The sequence below is a fragment of the Methylobacter tundripaludum genome, assembly GCF_002934365.1.
GTDB lineage: Bacteria > Pseudomonadota > Gammaproteobacteria > Methylococcales > Methylomonadaceae > Methylobacter_A > Methylobacter_A tundripaludum_A.
Genome location: NZ_PTIY01000012.1, coordinates 106,132 through 125,977 on the forward strand (window position 1 = coordinate 106,132; position 19,846 = coordinate 125,977).

Here is a 19,846-nt window from a genome sequence, read left to right on the forward strand (position 1 = left end):
TATATGCCAGATAATCCATTTAAAAAAAAGTCCAAAAATCACTTTGAACTGCTGTATAACATGTTATTGGATGCTATTCCTTCTTCCGTACTAATGGTGGATGAAAAACTACATGTAGTTTCAGTCAACCAGAATTTTTTACTGAAAAGCCAGCGTAGCAACGCGAATACGGTTGGCCGCCCTTTATCGGAAGTCTTTCCGACCGTCATATTAGAAAATACGGGTCTTGAAGAACGCATACGCAATGTATTTCGTAGCGGATCACCTGTCAATGGTCAGAAAATGACCTATCGCGCTCCGGGCGTACCGATTCGAATTTACTACTACTCTATTTTACCGATTCCTACTAACCAGATTATGCTGCTAATGGAGGATGTCACCGAACAAGTCCGTCTTTCTGAAGAAGTGCGTCGAGTTGAGCGACACCTCGCTTCAGTGGTAGAAAGCGCCAGCGATATAGTTCTTTCGACCGATATTGAGGGGCGCATATTAACGTGGAATTCGGCTGCGGAAAAGCTGTCGGGTTTAAGCTCGCATGAAGTTCATGGACGATACTTTTTTGAATTCTGCGACACTACTCAAAAACAGCCAGTGCGACTGATCTTCATGCGCATGAAGAACAGTAATGAATCGCACACGACAGAATTCCATTTATTAACGCCTAATAACGGCGGCAGCATATTGATTTCTTGGGTATTTTCACCGATGAAAGATGATTATGGTCAAACAGTAGGTACGGTGGTAGTCGGCCGCGATTTGGCTGAGCGGCGCAAGCTGGAACTGCAATTACGTCAATCGCAGAAGCTGACCGCATTGGGCGTCATGGCGGGCGGTATCGCCCATGAAATTCGCAATCCGCTTGCCGTTTGCTCTTCGGCCGCGCAATTTTTGCTGGAAGACAATATCACCGCTGAATTCCACAAAGAATGCTCAAAAAAAATACAGGCTAACATTCAAAAAGCCTCGGCGATTATTGAGAACCTGCTACGCTTTGCCCGTTCTTCGCTCGATACCGAAATGGTAGAAGTCGAGCTGAACGCGGTACTGAAAGAAACCATTGATCTGGTCGCTAATCAAGCTAAAGTGCAGAAAATTCAGATTTTGTTGCCCATGCAAAAAAAGTACATCTTGGTGTCGGGCGTGTCGGGTTTATTGCAGCAGGTATTTATGAATATTTTTCTCAATGCCATTAATGCGATGCCCGAGGGCGGTGTGTTGCGCATTGTTGTCGACACCTTTGAAGACAGGGTAGTTGTGCGTATTTCCGACACGGGAATCGGCATTCCCTCAGGCGAGTTGGATAAAATCTTCGATCCGTTTCATACCTCCTCACCCGTAGGACAAGGAACAGGGCTGGGTTTGTCTATTTGCTATAGCATTATTCAGCAACATCTTGGCTCTATTCAAGCGGAGAGCCGCTACGGTGAAGGTGCTACTATTATCGTCACCTTGCCGTTACTTTAAAACCATGAATACACCTATTCTGATAGTCGATGATGATCCTGATATGTGTTGGGCTATTTCCCACATCATTGAATCCCAAGGTTTCAACGTCATCACGGCTTACAATGGAGAAGAAGCCTGTTTTAAACTGACTCACGGTGATTTTTCTATTGTGTTTTTAGATGCCAAACTGCCGGATATGGACGGTTTAGAAGTAGCACGCCGTGCTAGCACTCTGTTGCACGAAAAGCCGCGCATAGTGCTGGTTTCCGGCTATCACTATTACGATGATCCCGTTGTTCGGCATGCCATAGTTGAAGGTATTATCTGTGGTTTCTTGGCTAAGCCCTTTACCAATAAAGAATTGCTAAAAACGCTGCACACACTATCACAAGCGATAGAGTAGCGCAGGCCAATCGCGCTTAAAAATACTTGGGGATAGAATTTAAGATAAGGGATAAATTTATCATCTTGATTTTCAATGGTAGTAAAATCAACACGATCGCTTTTCTAATATTAAAGATCCCAGAGTAGACCGGTATTGAGCGGGAATAGCAGTACAAAGCGGCTTAACCCTGTGTCCGTAAGTGTTGACACATCAGATACCAATGAGCATTATGGTCAGCTTAGGTATTTGATGATTTCCAAAACATTGCAATCGCCCTGGCGGGTATAGGTGACCGAATCCATTAGTGTGCGGATGAAAAAGATGCCCATGCCGCCTTCTTGCGGATGCTCAAAATCCGGCAGCGGCACGGACTCCAGGTCGAAGCCCTGACCGTGATCATAGACCTTGATATTCAGTTCGTTTTCCCGAATATGAATGGTTATCCTGACGGTGTCATTCGGGTTCGTCTGCGTCCCGTGTTTGATCGCATTGACGGTCGCTTCGGTTAACACCAGGTTTAAATGATAAGCCAACGCTTCCCGGTCGCCGGAAAACTTATCCAGTTCTTTCGCTATGCGCTCACCGATGCTTCCGATCAAATCCAGATATTTGGTCTGCGTCGGAATGATTACCTCTACCTGAATAAGCGAGTTACACATACATAACCTCTACGTTTCTCGGCAACCGCTCCCTGCGTTGCCCTACCTCCTGTATCCCTACAGTCGGCTGTCAAAAGCTTCGTTTAAATCCGCATAAATCTCAAACACCCTGTCCAATCGGGTTAATTCAAACATCGATAACACCTGTTGCTGCATGTTGGCTATAGCCAGCTTGCCCGATTTGGCCGCTGCGTTTTTAAACCCTGACAGCAAAGCGCCCAAACCGGAGCTGTCGATAAAACGCACTTGTTCCAGCTGGACAATAATATTGATTTCGCCATGCTCTATCAGGTGCAAAATCGCTTCCTTTAATTCGCCTGAATTGTGGGCGTCTATTCTTTCTTCCTTAATAAAAAGGACGTTGCAGCCATTTATTTTTTCCGACTTCAAATTCATAGGTTTTCTTGAGTGGGATAAGTATTTAAAACAAACTTCGTAACCGAATCATAGCACCATAAGCGGCATTGCAAATAAAAAACCGGCATGGCTGCTACGGCTAAAATATTTCCTATTAAAGTTGGGAATGCGTTATTCAGTAATACGGTCGTTGCTGCCGAACACCGGGAATAGTCTATCCATTCATTCTTAAAATACGTGTTTCAACTTATTGGAAAATAATAAAATTAATTTATGATTCTTGTCCGGTATGTGAATGTAATCATAATGAGGAGAATGTGATGAGAAGAATTTATTTTTTAGTTCCCAATATTCAAATTACCCATAAAATCGTCAAAGAACTCCAAGCTAACGGTATAGAAGACCGCCATATTCATATCCTGGCGAAAAGGGATACGCCGCTAGAAGGCCTGAATGAGGCCGGAGTAAGCATAAAGACGGATTTTATTCCCGCAGTTGAACGGGGAGTCGCATTAGGCGGCGCCACCGGATTATTGGCCGGATTGGTTGGCTTGCGTTTTGCGGGTTTCGCCATTGCGGGCGGGCCGCTGTTAGGGATCATTATCGCAGGCGCAACGATCGGGTCTTTGATGGGCGGCTTGGCGGGCATGAATTCGGGCAATTCACGCTTAAAGCAGTTTGAAGAAGCCATCGAACAGGGCGAACTACTGATGCTGGTTGATGTTCCGCGCGACCGGATAGAGACCATCAGGAAATTGGTAACAAGACATCATACTGAGGCGGAGTTTGAGGGCATCGAGCCGATTCTGCCGCCGTCTTACTGAAGACAAAATCTAAAATTAAGGCGATTACAAGACCTAACAATATTTCTCTTAGGATTTGGTTAAAAATCACTTCCCGAAATCACTGTTTTCTATCGTCAAGCCGTTCGTCCTGAGCTATCGAAGGATTAAATCAGCTTAAACCAACCGGAAAGCGGTTTCGCGTTATGACGCGTTTTCTATCAGCGACTTGACGCGCCCGCCAATCTGTATGGGATCGGCGTCTGCTTCAATGCACACGGACACATGTCCCCATCCTGTCGGGAGGATAAACTGAAAAAAATGTCCGTATCGAACCAATAGGTAATCAAGGCCGCCGCAGTCGATGTTGCCGCGTTGCGAGGCCAATGTGAGTAAGCTTGGGTTGACCAGCAATTCCTCGTATCGGTCGGTCTCCGAAGCGCTGCTGTTTAGCAGCGCGGCTTTTGATTTTGATTCAAGGTGACCATTTTTATAGACGGCAACGTAACGGATGCCGTCGGACAGTCGAAAGATGCTTTCAATCATAACGCCACTCTATTGCCGCACCGGGTAATTTACGCTGTGTCTATAGCAGCGACATGACCGAAAGCCGGGCAAGCAATGCGGCTTGTCGATTTTTTATAAAACGTAAAACGCTGTGCGGCGGACTGAGTGTTGCCGCGAAACGGCGCCGCAACAAACATTTTCCGCAACGCAGCTGGCCGATGCCGAGTAGCGCAATAGTACCGGCTACTGTTCAGTCAGCCAACGTAGGCTTTACTTCCGCTCGACTTGGGAAACGTCTCTGACCGCACCTTTAGCGGCCGAAGTGGTCATGGCGGCATAAGCCCTGAGCGCAGCGGATACCGTTCTTTGACGGTTGACCGGCTTCCACGCCTGCACGCCCTTAGCTTCCATACTCGCGCGGCGGCGCTCCAGTTCCTCCACCGTCACGGCCAAGTGGATACGGCGGTTGGGAATATCGATCTCGATGGTGTCGCCTTCTTCCACCAAGCCAATCGCGCCGCCTTCGGCCGCTTCAGGCGAGGCATGGCCGATAGAAAGCCCGGACGTGCCTCCAGAGAAGCGTCCGTCAGTCAATAACGCACAGGCTTTACCTAGGCCTTTAGACTTGAGGTAGCTGGTCGGGTAGAGCATTTCCTGCATGCCGGGGCCGCCTTTGGGTCCTTCGTAGCGAATTACCACCACGTCGCCTGCGACGATTTGATCGGTCAGAATGTTGGCGACGGCGGCGTCCTGGCTTTCGAAAATGCGAGCACGGCCGGTGAACTTGAGGACGCTGTCATCGACGCCTGCGGTTTTGACGATGCAGCCGTCCAGCGCGATATTGCCGTGCAATACCGCCAAGCCGCCGTCCTGCAAGTAAGCATTCGCCTTGTCGCGGATGCAGCCTTCGGCGCGGTCGTTGTCCAAGGTCGGGTAGCGCACTGATTGCGAGAAGGCGATTGTAGTCGGAACGCCGCCGGGCGCGGCACGGTAGAAATCTTTGACCGTCTCATCGCCGGTGCGCTGAATGTCCCACTGATCCAGTGCGGCAGCCATGCTCGGCGCATGCACGGTCGGCACGTCACGGTTGATCACAGCGGCGCGGTCGAGTTCGCCCAGAATGCCCATCACGCCGCCGGCGCGATGTACGTCTTCCATGTGGTATTTCTGTGTGGCGGGCGCGACCTTGGACAGACACGGTACGCGGCGCGAAACGGCATCGATGTCAGCCATGGTGAAATCTACGCCGGCCTCATGGGCGGCGGCCAACAGGTGCAACACGGTGTTGGTGGAACCGCCCATCGCAACGTCCAGACTCATCGCGTTTTGGAATGCGTCGAAAGTGGCGATGGAACGTGGCAGCACAGATGCGTCGTCCTGTTCGTAATAACGTTTGGCCAGTTCGACAATGGTGCGCCCGGCGCGCAGAAACAGCTGTTCTCTATCCGCATGGGTGGCGACAAGGGAGCCGTTGCCCGGTAACGACAGGCCCAGTGCTTCGGTCAGGCAGTTCATCGAGTTGGCCGTGAACATGCCGGAGCAGGAACCGCAGGTCGGACAGGCTGAGCGTTCCACGGCGGCGACTTGTTCGTCGCTGATTCTGTCGTCGGCGGCTTCCACCATCGCATCGACCAGATCCAGTGCGCGGGTTTGACCGTTCCAGACTACTTTTCCGGCTTCCATCGGGCCGCCGGACACGAAGATAGCCGGAATATTCAGGCGCAGTGCGGCCATCAGCATGCCTGGGGTGATTTTGTCGCAGTTGGAGATGCACACCAGCGCATCGGCGCAGTGGGCGTTGACCATGTATTCCACGCTGTCGGCGATCAGGTCGCGGCTGGGCAGCGAATACAGCATCCCGTCGTGGCCCATAGCAATGCCGTCGTCCACGGCGATGGTGTTGAATTCCTTGGCTACGCCGCCGGCTTTTTCGATTTCTCGGGCCACCAGCTGCCCCATGTCCTTGAGATGCACATGGCCGGGCACGAACTGGGTAAATGAGTTGGCGACAGCAATGATGGGCTTGGTGAAATCCTCCTCCTTCATCCCTGTGGCTCGCCACAGCGCCCTTGCTCCAGCCATGTTGCGGCCGTGGGTGGTAGTGCGGGAACGGTATTGTGGCATGGCGAACCTCGGAGTAGTTTTAATGGGTTGAATGTAAATTCCTGTGATTTTACTTTAATCGCGCAGGTAGCGCCACATGTAGCCTTATCGGTTTCCGCTGTTGAGTAAGAACAAGATTTACAGCTTTTTATAGGGCCGTCTGAATCTCAGTGCCGCTGCTGTCAAAGCGCATCGCCCAAGCGACATGGTGTAATTCGGCGGCTGTGAGGGTAATGCCGAAATCGTTTCGAATGCTGGCTTCCAGATCGTCAAGCGTTTCGAGCAGGCGTTTTGTTTGGCCGTATCCGCAGGATTCAGTCAACGTTTTGTTATACAGCTGAATGCGGCCCTGCTCAGTATTGCGGCACATTAACAGATGTTCGGGAAATGGCGACAGGGTGGCTTGGCTCCAGGTTGAACAGACCACATTGGCGGCTTCCAGATCGCAACGCTGCACTTTCGCCCTGTCGAATCCGTACAATGCAAACCAGTCGTCATTTTGAAGCTTTTCAACGACCCATTCGCCGCTGGCAGGATCGTTCCTGACGCGGAACTGGTCATGGTCTTGATGCTGGATTTGGCCGTTGCTGACCAACAGCGGTTTTTTGGGGCAGGGGCCGCCGAAACCGGCATCGACCAGCCATAAATCGTTTTCGATGTTGACCAAAAAAGCCAAGTGAGCGCGCGGTCCGCCTTCGGGTCGGCCCATCCGAACCCTGGCTAAAATAGGCTCGAAGTTAAAGCCCAGCTCGGTCAATACAAGCCCTAATAAACCGTTTAATTCCAGGCAGTAACCGCCCCGTCCTTCATCGAGAATTTTTTTGCTTAATGCGGCAGGCTCCAAATCGGGCAATATTCCGCGTATCGGATCGATATTTTCGAAAGGGATGCTGCTGAGCTGAGCCCATTGCAGTTGCGCCAAACCTTCTGCGGTGGCTTCGGGGTTGGCAATGTTTATTCTGTTCAGGTATTTGTTCAGATCGAATGTCATAAGAGCGGTAGATAAATGGGTTTAAGACGCGGGTGAAGAATTATCCATGCGGCGAAGGACGAAAGCAATGCCGTTAAAGCAAGAGCGGCAGGAGCGGGCCATGCCCGCGATGAAGGCGTTAGAACTCTGTAATTGCTGCGGCGGCAATACGCTTAACTTAGGATCGTGCATAAATTAATTTAGGCAATTACCATGAAGAGCATGAAGACTTAAACCTTTCATGCCGCTTCATGTCCTTCATGGTTAAAAAATGAAAAATAAAACTTGCTCAAGTTATTTCATGCACGTTCCTTAACGCCTTGGGGTGAATGACGTTTTGCCGAGCGAATGTCTATTCGGGAAAACACCAAGCCGCCACGCCGTATAACGCAACCGCCAGAAAGATCAGCACAGTAAAGCCGAACTGCATTGCAATCAGGGTTGCCAGTATCGCGCTGATGACCGAGGCGCAGCCGTTAATGCCCCAGGCCCAAGGTATCAATGCCGGGGTTGTTTGGCTGATTTTAGCCAGCGCCATCGGAAACGGCATGCCCATGCAAAAACCCAGCGGCATTATCAAAATTATCGAATACAGGTAACGGCTCAGGTGCCCCGTTTTCAACAAAAATCCGGCGATGACCTCAAAGCCGAGGCTGTAGCCGGTACTGAGCAAGGCGATAGCCGCAATCGGCAGCATAAACGCATATTTTTCCGGGCTATGGGACAGATGGGTCGAGAAATAGCTGCCGGCACCGGCGGATAACAAAAAGGTGCTCAGCATCACGGCAATGGCGTAAAGCGGATGATGCAGAACCAGGATGAATTTTTGGATAAAGGCGATTTCGATAAACAGGAAAGCCAATCCCAGGCAGAAGAAATACACCGGCATGTGCAGATGATTTTTTGAGTCCGCTTCGATGCCCAGCTTGGCTTTGCAAAGCCACAGCGGCAACGCTATCAGCAACAGGCTGGCGAGTATCGCCTGCAACAACGCCGCGATTAACAACAAGTAGCCGCTTTCCAGCAAGAAGCTTCCGCCGCTGCGCAATAACGGCAAAATTTCGGGCAAGGTGCGCCATTTAAAAAAATGGAACAAATAGGGCTTATCGTCGGTCGCAGGTTCGATGTTGAATTTGTAGGCATCGATAAACGCCGGGCTGTTATCGCCCAATAAGGCCGCCGCGGCTTGGTACAGATAAGGCTGTTGCTGGATGTTGAAGCGATTGACTTCCCCCTCCGATATGCCGGGATAATAAACCGGGTCGAAGCTGCGTTCGTCGCAGAACTGTTTTAACCGGCTGATTTCATCGGCCGATAGTGCGCCGTTTTTGACGATTAAGGTGCTGGTTTGCCAGCCGCGTATCATGATTATCTGCCGGCCGGGTTCGCGGACGCCGGTCTTTTTAAGCGCGTTAATGACCGTAGCCAACAGTTTGGGTTCATCGCGCGGCGGAATTTTAATCCAGCGGGTAATGCTCAGATAACCGTCCGGGCTTACATGATGCAGGTATTCCTCAATGGCCTGTTCGGTGTAAAGGTAGTTTTCGGCCATTGAATACAGGCCCGCCGCCGATGCGCCGAACGCATCCAGCAAGGAAAGATTGATCAGGTCATAGGTTTTATCGCTTGATGCAAGGTAGCCGCGGGCTTCACCAATATGGATATTGATAGGGGCGCCGAAATAAATATCGCCTGCAAAAGCGGCATATTTGCGTTGAATCAGGTCGATGACCAGCGGGTTCAGTTCAACGGCGTCGATGTGCTTAATGGCGTGATAGTCGGCCTGTAAAATATCGCTGCCGGTGCCTGCGCCTAGAATCAGTATGCCGGTTAATTGTTTCAGGTGATAGGGCAGGGCCGATGTGGTTTGATCCAGATAGCCTAGCGTTTCCGGGTTGCCGTCATAACGGGTGATTGCGCTCATATTGTCCGCATCGGTGAACACGGCTAGCTGTTCCGGCGGCTCTGTCGCGGCATTAAGGCTTAAGCCGGGCGCATGACGTAGTGGGGTAAGCTCGCTCTTTACTATGCTGATCGAACCCAGCGGGCTGGAATACCGGTCTATGATTTTTGTGCCGGGAACGTGCAGCAGTTGGTTCAGGCTTTTATACGGTGAGACTTTCAACGTCATCCATTCGGTCGGGATGAAAATAACCGCCAGAGCGATGATAAGGGACACCGTGGTCCAGTGTTTTGAAGCGCGAAAGGTATAGCTCGACACCAGCAGGGCTGCGAGTATTCCCGATAAGGTCAATACGGTTAATATTTGTTCGGGAAACAGGATGAACAGCAGAAAAATAACGCCCACGCTGCCCAGGCCCGCGCCAAACAGGTCGGACGCATAGATTGAGGATACCTGGTTTTTATACTGGTAAAGGGACAAACCGACGACATTGGCCGCGAAAAAGAAAGGCAAGGCCAGAATCAGGTAGATACCGCACAAATACAACAATTGCACGGGCGTCCATAGTATTTCCGCCGGATTAAACGGGATTTGCTGGGCCAGCAAAAAACAGGCGGGAACCGATAGGCTGAACAGCAACATATTGGTCATGATCGCAACCGGGAACAGCGGCGCCAACCGGTCGCGGTTCAGCGCCAGGAACACGCCGCTGACGCCATAGCCCAACAGCGCCATACTGATCATCATGTAAGCAAAGTGATGCCATTGGATAATCGAAAACAGGCGCATCAATAAAACTTCGTAGGCCAGGGCAGAGGCCGAGATAATTGCGACAGCGGCCAACATCGACAAGCGCGGCTTCATCATCAATTCTCCGTTAATGCTTGCCGGTTAACGGGACAAAACTGACCGGAAGGATTTGGCGTGTGGTGACTTTTTCGTCAGTATCTTTACTTACCAAAACCAGGTATTGCGTCATGAACGGCGCGCCGACCGGTATGATCATCCGACCGCCGGGTTTTAGCTGTTTGATCAGCGGCGGCGGTATGTGGCTCGCAACGGCGGTAACCACTATGCCGTCAAAAGGGGCGGCTTCCTCCCAACCGTAATAGCCGTCGCCGGTTCGGGTATGAACGGCGTCGTAACCTGCCCGTTTAAGGTTAGTAGCCGCCTGCTTCGCCAGCGGTTCGACAATTTCTATGCTGTAGACGCTATCGGCCAGCTCGGCGAGAATGGCTGCCTGATAGCCGGAACCGGTGCCTATTTCCAGAGTCCGGTCGTTTTTTTTCAGCTTAAGCAGGTCGGTCATGACCGCGACGATATAAGGCTGGGAAATGGTTTGGCCGTAACCGATAGGGAGCGGCCGGTTTTGGTAGGCGTAGGGTCGTTGATCATCGGGGACGAATTCATGTCTCGGCACCTTGCGCAAGGCATCGAGAACCCGATCATCAAGCGCTTCCTGGTTCAGGAAGTCGCGGGTCCTCAGCACATCGTATTTGATGACGTCCACCAAGGCTTGGCGTTGCTGCCGAAACATATCTTCAGCGATGACATGGCTGGAAAACAGCAGCAAAATAATGCCGATGACCACCAGCCAAAAAATAAGGTGTTTTACTCTTTTCATGTTCACAACCTCCTGATTTTATCGGGTAATAATCGGCTGTAGAGCGTGGAGTTTAAATCAATGAAAAGCTGTTTGTCTGTAGGTCTTTTCTACAATTGCCAGCCGGTCGGGATAGGTTTATTGTGGGCGAGCAGACGCGGATTTGTGGGGCGAATTTATGCCCTTTGATACGCGGCTAGTTCTCAAGCTTGGGAGACTGTGAAAGTATTATCTAAATTAGGCGAAAAACATTTTTCACCACGAAGGCACGAAGAACACGAAGTTTTCAATGTATTGAGTTAAAACGATTGTTTTTCTTCGTACCCTTCGTGGTGAATTCTTTAATTTTTTCTAAAAACGAATATTTTCACAGCCTCTTGGGGGGCGGCAAATTTTACCTATGAGGTGATCGATGGACTCAACTAAACAGCTTGCTTTTATCCGTTTAATTGTTTTAGTTTTCAGCGTCTTTTTTACCGCAGCCATTCTGGCTGAAGGACAGCAAACCATGACCTTGATCCTCAAATCACCGGACTTCGCCGATCAGGGCGAAATCCCCAAAACATTGACCTGCGACGGCAATGACAGCTCGCCTGCTTTAAGCTGGTCGGGACTTCCGCAAAACACCAAAAGTCTGGTGTTAATCGTTGACGACCCCGATGCGCCGGATCCCGCCAAGCCCAAAATGACCTGGGTACATTGGGTGCTCTATAACATTCCGCCGACTGCTGCAGAATTGCCGCGAGCCGTTGCGCCCGGCGACTTGCCCGCAGGCACCCGGCAAGGCAAAAACGACTGGAAACAGGCGGGCTATCGCGGCCCTTGTCCGCCTATCGGCCGGCATCGGTATTTTCATAAGCTTTACGCATTGGATATTGAATTGCCGGATCTGCATCAGCCCGATAAAGCCCAGGTTGAAAAAGCGATGGCGGGGCATATTGTGGGGCAGGCGGAACTGGTTGGAACTTACCGGAGGCAGTAACTGATAAAGTCATGAGGCGCATTATGCCGATTCCGCTGATGCGTCGCTTTGATGATGAACACTGGATATCGCTACTCAGTTATCCAGATTGTTTGCCTCGGTATTCGTTACCAACAGCCGGTTAACCTGTTCAATATCATCCTGACTAAGACTGCTGGCCGCTTGTTTTAACTTGATACTGTTGATCAGGTAATCATAACGGGTACGTGCAAAATCCCGTTTTGCCCGGTATAAATTTCTTTGTTCGTTCAACACCTCAATCATGGTTCGGGTGCCTACGCCAAAGCCCGCTTCAGTCGCCTCCAGGGCGCTGGTTGCCGATATTACCGCGGCTTTTAGGGCGGCTACACGGCTGATGGCGGTCATGATACCCCGGTAAGCGTCTTTCACCTGGCGTTTTACTGCGCGCTTTTTGGCAACCAAATCCTCTTTTGCGGCTTGGTATTCATAGCCGGCTTGGCGGGTTCTGGAATTGACGGCGCCGCCTTCGAACAACGGCACATTCAGTTGCACACCGATACTCTGGGTGTCGCCCCGAGCGCCAAAGCTGCTGGTATTGTCGGATGCGCCGTAAGAGCCGATCAAATCCAGGCGGGGCAAGTGGCCGCTACGTTGCAAGTCTATGGCTTTGCGCGACACTTCGGCTTGATTGAATGCCGAGATGATGCTGAAGTTATTGAGTTCGGCCAGATCGCTCCATGCCGAAATATCCGGCGGATCCGGTTTGACTAAGGGCAGTTGTTCGCCCAGCGCATTGAGCGAAGCATCGTTTTCGCCGATGATTTCCCTTAATGCTTCTTTTTGATTATCCAGATTGTTGGCGGCTTCAATTTCATTAGCGTTGGCTTGGTCGAAACCGGCCTGCGCCTCGTTAACATCGGTTATTGCAATAATGCCAACATTAAATCGTTGCTGAGCCTGTTCCAGTTGCCGGGCGATAGCCTGTTTTTCCGCCGAGGCAAATTGCAGGTTGTCCTGAGCATACAGCACATTGAAATAGGCTTCGGTCGTTTTAACCATCAGGTTTTGTAATTCGGCCAGATACGTCGCTTCAGCCTGAGCGATTTGATTGTCGGACTGGCTTAATTGTATCCAGTGTTCCCAGTGGAACAACGGTTGGGTCATATTGAGATTAAAAGTGTTGTTCCAGAATTCCTGGTTGACGGCAGCGCCTTGATAAGTATTGGTTTTCAGGTTATGCAGCCACTGCCTTTGGCTGGCGCCGGCGGCCGATATGTTAGGCAGAAACCGTGCAATGCTTTGGTCTTTTGATTCGCTGACGGCAGATTGTTTGGCTTGGGCTTGCTTTAAAACCGGCGCATTTTGCAAGGCAAGCTCATAGGTTTCTGACAGATTTTGAGCATGCAGGGGTGAAATGTCTGTCAACAGGCTGAAAATAATGACTGAGAGTTTTACTTGTGGCTTCATGTGTGAAATCAAAATCATTTAAATGGCGGGTTCAATAGATGTCTGACTTCCGAGCAAAACCGCGAAATAGAACAATGCCTTAAAGAATCAGTAGCGTAATGTGATAGGGCGGTAAGGATTTGTTGGTCGGGGTGCCAAATCTGATGCCGGACATAATTACAGACAACAAAATATTAATATACCGTGCGATTTTCTTTAAATACGCGGTCAATAATATCGGCCAAAACTGTTGCCTCCGCTTTTAATGTAAGCAAAGGCTTATATTTAAATAATCTATGGCTTGCATACAGCGGTTTGGGTTTGCGCTACATTAGCTACCACTGTGAGCTCTTTCTATTTTGATGAGCTGCTTAGTCCGTCATGTAGTCCATATTGCACCGATAAATGAAGCGTGATTACAGGTCGGAACTGTTTTGTTAGGAGTAAAAAATTAAGTCATGTCCCGTTTTACAGGCGTTTATATTACCATCAATATTGCTATCAATGTCATCATCACATTTCCTTGCAAAGCTGAATTTGCTAATTCTCAAATAGGTGGGACTTCGAGATATGAGTTCCAAGGTATGCGGAAGCAGCTATTCGGCTCAGTTGCCAAATACGTTCAGGGCTTAAAAATCCTAGTGGCAGCGCCATGTATTTTGGGAGAATATTCCACGAAATTTTTAACGATATACTTCAATTTATGGCGGTTGGAGGATGCCTGTATTGATGAAAACAATCACATGACATATTGGAGCTGATGTTATGAAACACGATATGTCGATTATTCTTGCTGTCGCTATGCTGTTGGGCGCCTGTGCTGTGCCTATTGCTACGGTTCCTGATGCCAAAGAACAGGTGCGTTTATCCGCCAGAATGGTAAATCTGAGTTCGGCTGTAGATTCCTATTTTTCTGACCTGGCAGAAGCCCCCATCGATAGTGATATTGCTATTTTGCAAAACGCTACCCGCAATGATCCGCAGTTGCTGGCGCAGGAATTCAATGCTTATGTGTTGAAAGTGCAGTTTCAAAATCCATACGCAGTATTGTTATTGTGCAGTAAAGACGGTAAACGGGCGATCATGGAAGATGCCGGTTGCTCGGCTAGCTTAGATCGACAGGTAACTGACGCTGTGCCTTGTGAGTTTACTTTGCATGTTCGCCAGAACTGTCAAGTGGAGGGAGCGGGTCCGCAGTAAAACGGTTTAAAACATATACAGGCTATTAATTGATTTATAGCGTGCGGGGCAATTTCACTGTGCGCTTGTCGATTAGAGGCAAATAACAAGAGCTTTGTTATTTTTTGTACGATGGGAGTGCTGATTTCTGAGTTGTTGTAAATGCGGCAGCATTTTGTCGTTTTTCAGGGGGGGGGCAATAAAAAACCCGCGAAGCCTTGCGACTTGCGGGTTTTTGGGGTTCTTTGCACGGCTCTGAACCAATGTTTGGTACGAGTGCCGGAATCGAATCAATCGTAACCAATTGATAGTAAATGGCATAAAGTCACGAATCATAAAAAGGATATAAAAAAGGACATAAATTTGATTCCTGCACCCTAAAAAATAAAAATATCCGCAACACTTGCTGGAATTTTAGACATAAAAAGCCGGTATCACTCCAGCCTTAATTTTTACGTCACAATTCTCTAAAGTCGCAACAAATTATTCAGCTCTAAAAATTTCTATCCTCATTGCTGGCAACGTTACAAGATTAAATTAATCGACACCCAGCAACTACAAAACAAGCTAACTTGCCATGACAGTTAAATTTAGTCTGTGTTTAATGTTAGCTATTTAGTCTGGTTTAGCTACTGTGAAGGGTAGAAAGGTACTTCTAGCAGGCTTTCCTACTTGTGTGTAACTATGAGGCATTGCTCAAAAGCACACCGGATTTTTTTAGCTAATGATTTTATAATAAATTGGGAAGTAAATAGTAATTGCTTTGCTGGGGTACCGTCACCATTAACCAAGGTTATCTATTTCACCACACCCACTAGCTAAAACAGTTTTCGCAACAAACGCGCCAGCTTCGATACATATTTAGTATTGAGAATTAGCAAACAACCCAAATATAATAATGATTCTTATTTGTATTCAAGGCGAATCAATGATTAGCCTTGCACCACGCCATAAAATAGCCGGTATCACTTGCGCATAAATCGCAAATCGTCCGGTCGGCTTAAAAATATACATCCCTGTACCTTTTTAAACACTCCCTACCGACTTGCTTAATTCACTGGCGGCCAGGGGGCAAACAAAGCCGTCCTTGGCTGTGCAATACACACGTCCTTGTGAGTATTGCCCCGACTCCCTCCGCATAGTTCCAAATTCTTCACACTTTAAAGCCCGTTGCCTTGTTGTGCGCGGACAGGCAAAAACGCGCCATTCTACATAACGTAGGGGGATTATACGAAGTATAGGGTGCAAAGATCACGCACCCCATACCTCGTATAATTCACATTATGCAAAATGTCACTTATTTTGCTTGTCCGCGACTTTATTAGAACTCACTTCCGGCTGTGCCTACTGCTCAAACAGTGGTGCTACGCGCTGTTTTGATGGCACGTAGGGATGTGCCACCACTAAAAATATATACCATTTGGCCGAATACCTCTAACTGTTAGGTGTTTATACTTAGTTGTTGCTACAATCTGAAATAAGCGGCGGGAAGAACTCTTTTTGTTAACGTTAACATTACGAAACAAAACAATTAAAGACTTTATTTGTGATATATGAGCGATAAAAAGGAACAAACAATACGGCAATATGCGAAAGCTTCATCAATTCCACTAAAACAAGCTTTAGAGGACTTGAAAAGCGCTGAATTTTCTTGTAATGCTGATGATGTGCTTGATCAAATAATGCGCAAAAAGTTATTAGCCTGTTTTCGAAAACGGGCAGGAACACCGGAAGCTAAAGCTAAAAAAGAATTAAAGCGCCAAGAAGAGGCTAAAGAAGATGCAAAAAAACAAAAGCGCAAAGAAGAAGAGGCTGAAGAAAAATACAAACGAAAATTAGCAACACCAGAAGGGAAAATATGGTTATTAATTGATTTATGCTGTGAGTTAATCCCTGATCAAATAGCTAATCAAATAGCTGATCACATAATAAAATACTACAAAAATGCAGCCGGTAAGCAAAGCTTTGTTACGGTATCGGACATTGTTTTCTCTTTCTATAGTGATTATATTAAAATAAATCCCACTATAGATATGATAAGTGCTTATGGTCTTAATATATATTATATTTCTATAAATTCATCAGTCACGAGTGAACAGCGTAAAGCTAATGAGAATGAAGTAAATAACTACATTAAACAATATCACAAATCTATTAATAACCACATAAAGCATAATTGCTACACAGCTGCACTTATAGAAACTATATATTTTATTTTAAATAATAAAAAATATAACTTTAAGGATTTATACCCTGTTGGTGAATTACTGATTGGAATGGGCGCTATAGATAGTGCCTTAAGACTTTATAATATTGATGAAAGGGTTTTCAATACGCCTAACAGATTAAGTTTATTAGCAGATAAAGCTGTTAAATCCGGTAATTTTGATGACTCAGTTAAATTAGTTAAAAAACTAATAGAACAAGAACCTTATCACCCCTCCATTTCTACGATACAAGCTGAAATTAAGCGACTTGAACAAAGACACCGATTAAAAACCACATTCTCAATTGATTTTTCAAAAGTTGATGAATTATCAGGCGTAGAGTTTGAAAACTTACTTATGGATAAGTTCTCATCATTGGGATTTAAAGTTGAATCTACGCCAAAAACGGGCGACTTTGGTGCTGATTTAATTGTTGAGAATAGCGAAGGCAGCCGGATTATAGTGCAATGCAAGCGTTTTAAATCCAAAGTAAATCTTAAAGCAGTTCAAGAAGTTGTTGGTGCGATGGGACATTATACAGGTGACATGGGCATAGTAATTACAAATAACTCGTTTCTAAATAGTGCGGTTAAATTAGCTGAGTCTCATGACATTGAATTATGGGATGGTGACAAACTTGTCAGTTTTTTGGCAGGTGATTTATCATTTTCTGAAACAATAAACACCTAAACTAGGTGTTAATGTTTATTTGTAACTACAATTCGAAATAAGCGATGATAGCTTTTCGAGCTGAGAAAAGAAGGGTAAGGATGAAAAATTATCATCTGTGAAGGTGAGCTATCATCAAAAATTAGAATAAAGGACAGTACCACTTACCACTTACCCCTTGTCCTTGAGGTTGTTGTGAATCGTTCTTAAATTGAGCGAAAAGCAGTAACAAAAAATCTTCTACTAAATCTTCATTTCATATCATTAGGATTTTTTTATGGACACGTGCTCTCCCCCTAATCAACCTAAAAAACTGGCAAAGCACATTAACCTTGTAAGAAGAGACATGAGTGATTTGTTGTTTCATTTCACACGACAGCGAAAAACAGGCGAAAATATTAAATCAGCCAATCTTGTACTTGATGACATCCTTAACGAAGGAAAATTGCGCGGAACAAACCAAGAAGGCATAAATGATAAAGTCGTGTGCTTTACAGAGGCACCAATTCAAGAATTTAATTCAATCTTTTCTCTAGCTTCAATTGGACAGACACCCCGATACGAACCGTATGGTGTTGCAGTACCTAAAAAATGGCTATACGAGCAAGGTGGTCGCCATGTGATTTATGATGATCCCAACGCGAAATCTAGTTTTTCAGAAGCACAGCTTTATCGTTTTGTACCATATGACCCGCTCAATGGAAATGACAATACCTGGGAGCGAGAATGGAGAATAAAAAAAGATGAATTAATCCTTGATCCCAAACACACACTTGTAATCGTTCCAAGCTCTACAGAAGCATTTGAAATTGTATACGGGCGTGCCAATATTAGTATCGAAGAAGATTGGGAGGCTGACGGCTTTGGAGAGGGGTATCAGACAGGGTCTTCTGAATTCCATACACCTTATTGGCTTGCTGTATCGCTTGATATATTTGGGTTTAAAACAGAAAGCAATATAAAAAACCTTCAATAATTAAAGACCTAGCATAATGCATGCTATGCAAAAAAAGCCCCGGTGTTCTTCATTTTACATCAAAGCTTTTCTACATAAGGTGGATGTATTGAATAGGGTCGGACGGCTTAAAAGACCAATTCTAGGGTACTTCTACCCTGAAATTACTATTTACTTAATAATTTCTTAAAAAATCATTAGCTAAAAAATTTGGTGTGCTTTTGAGCAATGCCTCATAGTTACACACAAGTAGGAAAGCCTGCTAGAAGTACCTTTCTACCCTTCACAGTAGCTAAACCAGACTAAATAGCTAACATTAAACACAGACTAAATTTAACTGTCATGGCAAGTTAACTTGTGAGGGCGATTAATTTAATCTTGTAGCTTTATCAGTAAATCAGATAGATATTTTTGATTTTCAACATAAAAATTATGCAATATAAAGCCTTCGTATGGTGGCGGAAAAGGAAAGGGAGGCGCAAATCTATTTTTGTCGTGCTTATCATAAGATTTATTTTTATTTGTATCGTACTTAGCATAATACGCGTCTCGTTTTTCTTCCTGCTTAATAATTTTATTCTCTGCCTGGGTATCTAAGAAGTCATGTACTGCCTTATTAACTATTGCTAAATATTCTATCTGTTCATATTCAGTTAAAATGTACCTTGATTCATCTATAATAATATCATCATTAAAGACTATTTTATTTGTCTTGTAATCTACAGACCAATTATATTCTTTTAATAGTATTTCATTCGCTCTGTTATAGAATTTCTTTTGCATTTTTCTATTGTGGATAGAACGCATATTCACAATGGTTTTATCTTTATCTATAAATTCATTAAGAACAAGGTTATTTACTCTGTTTATTATATTTTCTTCATAATTGCTTGCTGCTCTAGTAGAGCTGGATATTCTGTTACTTCTTTTTTCTGATATTTTATATATCTTATTTATTTCTAAACATTTATTGTTTTTAGTTAAATGTTTAAAGGTGGATTCTATGATTTCATTATGCTTGGATGTTGCTCTACTATAAAAATCATTTTTATCAAATTCTGTTATAATTTTATTTGAATACAAGGATTCAAACATATTTTCATTTTCATCTATGTAATATTGATTGCATAATCCAATTATTAGCTTTATTTCTTTATCAGTAAGTTCAATAAAGTTTCTTTCATTTGCACTAGCAATAAAAGCATGAACAGGTAGTTCGTTCAATAGTAAACTAGATGTATATTCAATATAAATAGATTTATTGCCCTTGCTTCTTCCATCTTCTTTAGGTGTTGAGTTTGCATATACTTCTAAAATTATAAATTTATGCCCTTGTTTGTCATATTTAAAAAACCGCCTCCAGTCTTCAATCTGTCTATCTCTTGGGCTTCCTACTCTTTGCGGTTCGTCTAGCAATTTACACATTTTAGGATAGTTGGATATACTATCCCCAGCCTTTATATTTGAAAGGTTCAAAAATTTTCACCCCTTATAACCTTAACTATAAGATATTTTGATAATAAATAATTAAGGTTATAAAGGGTGATATTTTACCAAGAACACTTAATTATCTGTTTTAATAGGGGTTAAAGTTTCCATTCAAGGCTTACTGCCTTCTCGTCAAAATCAACCCTATCTGTAATGGTCAACTAAAACAGGACACTTTCTTAAGCAGTCTTCTTGTAAAATTCCCGCTCAAATTCCAGCGGGGATTGGTAGCTTAATTTTGAGT

At 45.8% G+C, this 19,846-nt stretch carries 17 protein-coding genes; 8 read left to right on the top strand and 9 right to left on the bottom strand.

The window, feature by feature from the left end; all coding sequences use genetic code 11:
* Window positions 1-3: 3 nt before the first annotated feature.
* Entirely contained in the window at window positions 4-1,464 is a 1,461-nt protein-coding gene (locus tag B0F88_RS14695) for a PAS domain-containing sensor histidine kinase (protein WP_104424686.1), read from the top strand.
* 4 nt (window positions 1,465-1,468) lie between these two features.
* Window positions 1,469-1,849, top strand: a complete 381-nt coding sequence (locus B0F88_RS14700) for a response regulator (protein WP_104424687.1) — start codon at window positions 1,469-1,471, stop codon at window positions 1,847-1,849.
* Window positions 1,850-2,064: 215 nt separating this feature from the next.
* Here the strand turns inward: B0F88_RS14700 and B0F88_RS14705 are convergent, their stop codons facing one another.
* Both B0F88_RS14705 and B0F88_RS14710 read right to left on the bottom strand, forming a co-directional pair.
* Window positions 2,065-2,490: an ATP-binding protein gene (locus B0F88_RS14705; protein ID WP_104424688.1), complete on the bottom strand. Its 426-nt coding sequence runs from the start codon at window positions 2,488-2,490 to the stop codon at window positions 2,065-2,067.
* Between the two features lie 57 nt (window positions 2,491-2,547).
* Complete coding sequence (locus tag B0F88_RS14710; protein ID WP_104424689.1) at window positions 2,548-2,886, bottom strand: STAS domain-containing protein; 339 nt, start codon at window positions 2,884-2,886, stop codon at window positions 2,548-2,550.
* A 281-nt stretch (window positions 2,887-3,167) separates the two neighbouring features.
* Here B0F88_RS14710 and B0F88_RS14715 point away from each other — a divergent pair, with 281 nt between their 5' ends.
* A complete protein-coding gene (locus B0F88_RS14715; RefSeq protein ID WP_104424690.1) occupies window positions 3,168-3,671 on the top strand; it encodes a DUF1269 domain-containing protein in 504 nt (167 codons plus the stop codon).
* A 162-nt stretch (window positions 3,672-3,833) separates the two neighbouring features.
* Here B0F88_RS14715 and B0F88_RS14720 read toward each other — a convergent pair whose 3' ends face one another.
* From B0F88_RS14720 to B0F88_RS14740, 5 genes are all read right to left on the bottom strand, one after another.
* Complete coding sequence (locus B0F88_RS14720; RefSeq protein WP_104424691.1) at window positions 3,834-4,175, bottom strand: hypothetical protein; 342 nt, start codon at window positions 4,173-4,175, stop codon at window positions 3,834-3,836.
* Between the two features lie 231 nt (window positions 4,176-4,406).
* Window positions 4,407-6,260 carry a dihydroxy-acid dehydratase gene (gene ilvD / locus B0F88_RS14725; protein ID WP_104424692.1) on the bottom strand — a complete coding sequence of 618 codons (1,854 nt, stop codon included), beginning with the start codon at window positions 6,258-6,260 and terminating at the stop codon, window positions 4,407-4,409.
* 127 nt (window positions 6,261-6,387) lie between these two features.
* Window positions 6,388-7,230, bottom strand: coding sequence for an arylamine N-acetyltransferase family protein (locus B0F88_RS14730; protein ID WP_104424693.1), 843 nt, complete (start codon window positions 7,228-7,230; stop codon window positions 6,388-6,390).
* A 331-nt stretch (window positions 7,231-7,561) separates the two neighbouring features.
* On the bottom strand, window positions 7,562-9,979 hold the full coding sequence (locus B0F88_RS14735; RefSeq protein ID WP_258076684.1) for a spermine/spermidine synthase domain-containing protein: 2,418 nt from the start codon (window positions 9,977-9,979) through the stop codon (window positions 7,562-7,564).
* 10 nt (window positions 9,980-9,989) lie between these two features.
* Window positions 9,990-10,736 (bottom strand): protein-L-isoaspartate(D-aspartate) O-methyltransferase, encoded by a 747-nt coding sequence (locus B0F88_RS14740; protein WP_104424695.1) that lies wholly within the window; start codon window positions 10,734-10,736, stop codon window positions 9,990-9,992.
* A 391-nt stretch (window positions 10,737-11,127) separates the two neighbouring features.
* On the opposite strand from B0F88_RS14740, the gene B0F88_RS14745 reads away from it, so the two are divergent.
* The gene (locus tag B0F88_RS14745) at window positions 11,128-11,697 is read left to right on the top strand and encodes a YbhB/YbcL family Raf kinase inhibitor-like protein (RefSeq protein WP_104424696.1); all 570 of its coding nucleotides are present in this window, start codon (window positions 11,128-11,130) and stop codon (window positions 11,695-11,697) included.
* A 75-nt stretch (window positions 11,698-11,772) separates the two neighbouring features.
* Here the strand turns inward: B0F88_RS14745 and B0F88_RS14750 are convergent, their stop codons facing one another.
* Window positions 11,773-13,125 carry a TolC family outer membrane protein gene (locus tag B0F88_RS14750; protein WP_104424707.1) on the bottom strand — a complete coding sequence of 451 codons (1,353 nt, stop codon included), beginning with the start codon at window positions 13,123-13,125 and terminating at the stop codon, window positions 11,773-11,775.
* A 437-nt stretch (window positions 13,126-13,562) separates the two neighbouring features.
* Here B0F88_RS14750 and B0F88_RS14755 point away from each other — a divergent pair, with 437 nt between their 5' ends.
* From B0F88_RS14755 to B0F88_RS14770, 4 genes are all read left to right on the top strand, one after another.
* Window positions 13,563-13,865 carry a hypothetical protein gene (locus tag B0F88_RS14755; protein ID WP_104424697.1) on the top strand — a complete coding sequence of 101 codons (303 nt, stop codon included), beginning with the start codon at window positions 13,563-13,565 and terminating at the stop codon, window positions 13,863-13,865.
* Between the two features lie 4 nt (window positions 13,866-13,869).
* The gene (locus tag B0F88_RS14760) at window positions 13,870-14,304 is read left to right on the top strand and encodes a hypothetical protein (RefSeq protein ID WP_104424698.1); all 435 of its coding nucleotides are present in this window, start codon (window positions 13,870-13,872) and stop codon (window positions 14,302-14,304) included.
* A 1,532-nt stretch (window positions 14,305-15,836) separates the two neighbouring features.
* A complete protein-coding gene (locus tag B0F88_RS14765; RefSeq protein WP_104424699.1) occupies window positions 15,837-17,180 on the top strand; it encodes a restriction endonuclease in 1,344 nt (447 codons plus the stop codon).
* A 325-nt stretch (window positions 17,181-17,505) separates the two neighbouring features.
* Window positions 17,506-18,135: a hypothetical protein gene (locus tag B0F88_RS14770; protein ID WP_104424700.1), complete on the top strand. Its 630-nt coding sequence runs from the start codon at window positions 17,506-17,508 to the stop codon at window positions 18,133-18,135.
* Between the two features lie 351 nt (window positions 18,136-18,486).
* On the opposite strand, the gene B0F88_RS14775 is transcribed toward B0F88_RS14770, so the two are convergent.
* Window positions 18,487-19,590 (bottom strand): hypothetical protein, encoded by a 1,104-nt coding sequence (locus tag B0F88_RS14775; protein WP_146083359.1) that lies wholly within the window; start codon window positions 19,588-19,590, stop codon window positions 18,487-18,489.
* Between the last annotated feature and the right edge of the window lie 256 nt (window positions 19,591-19,846).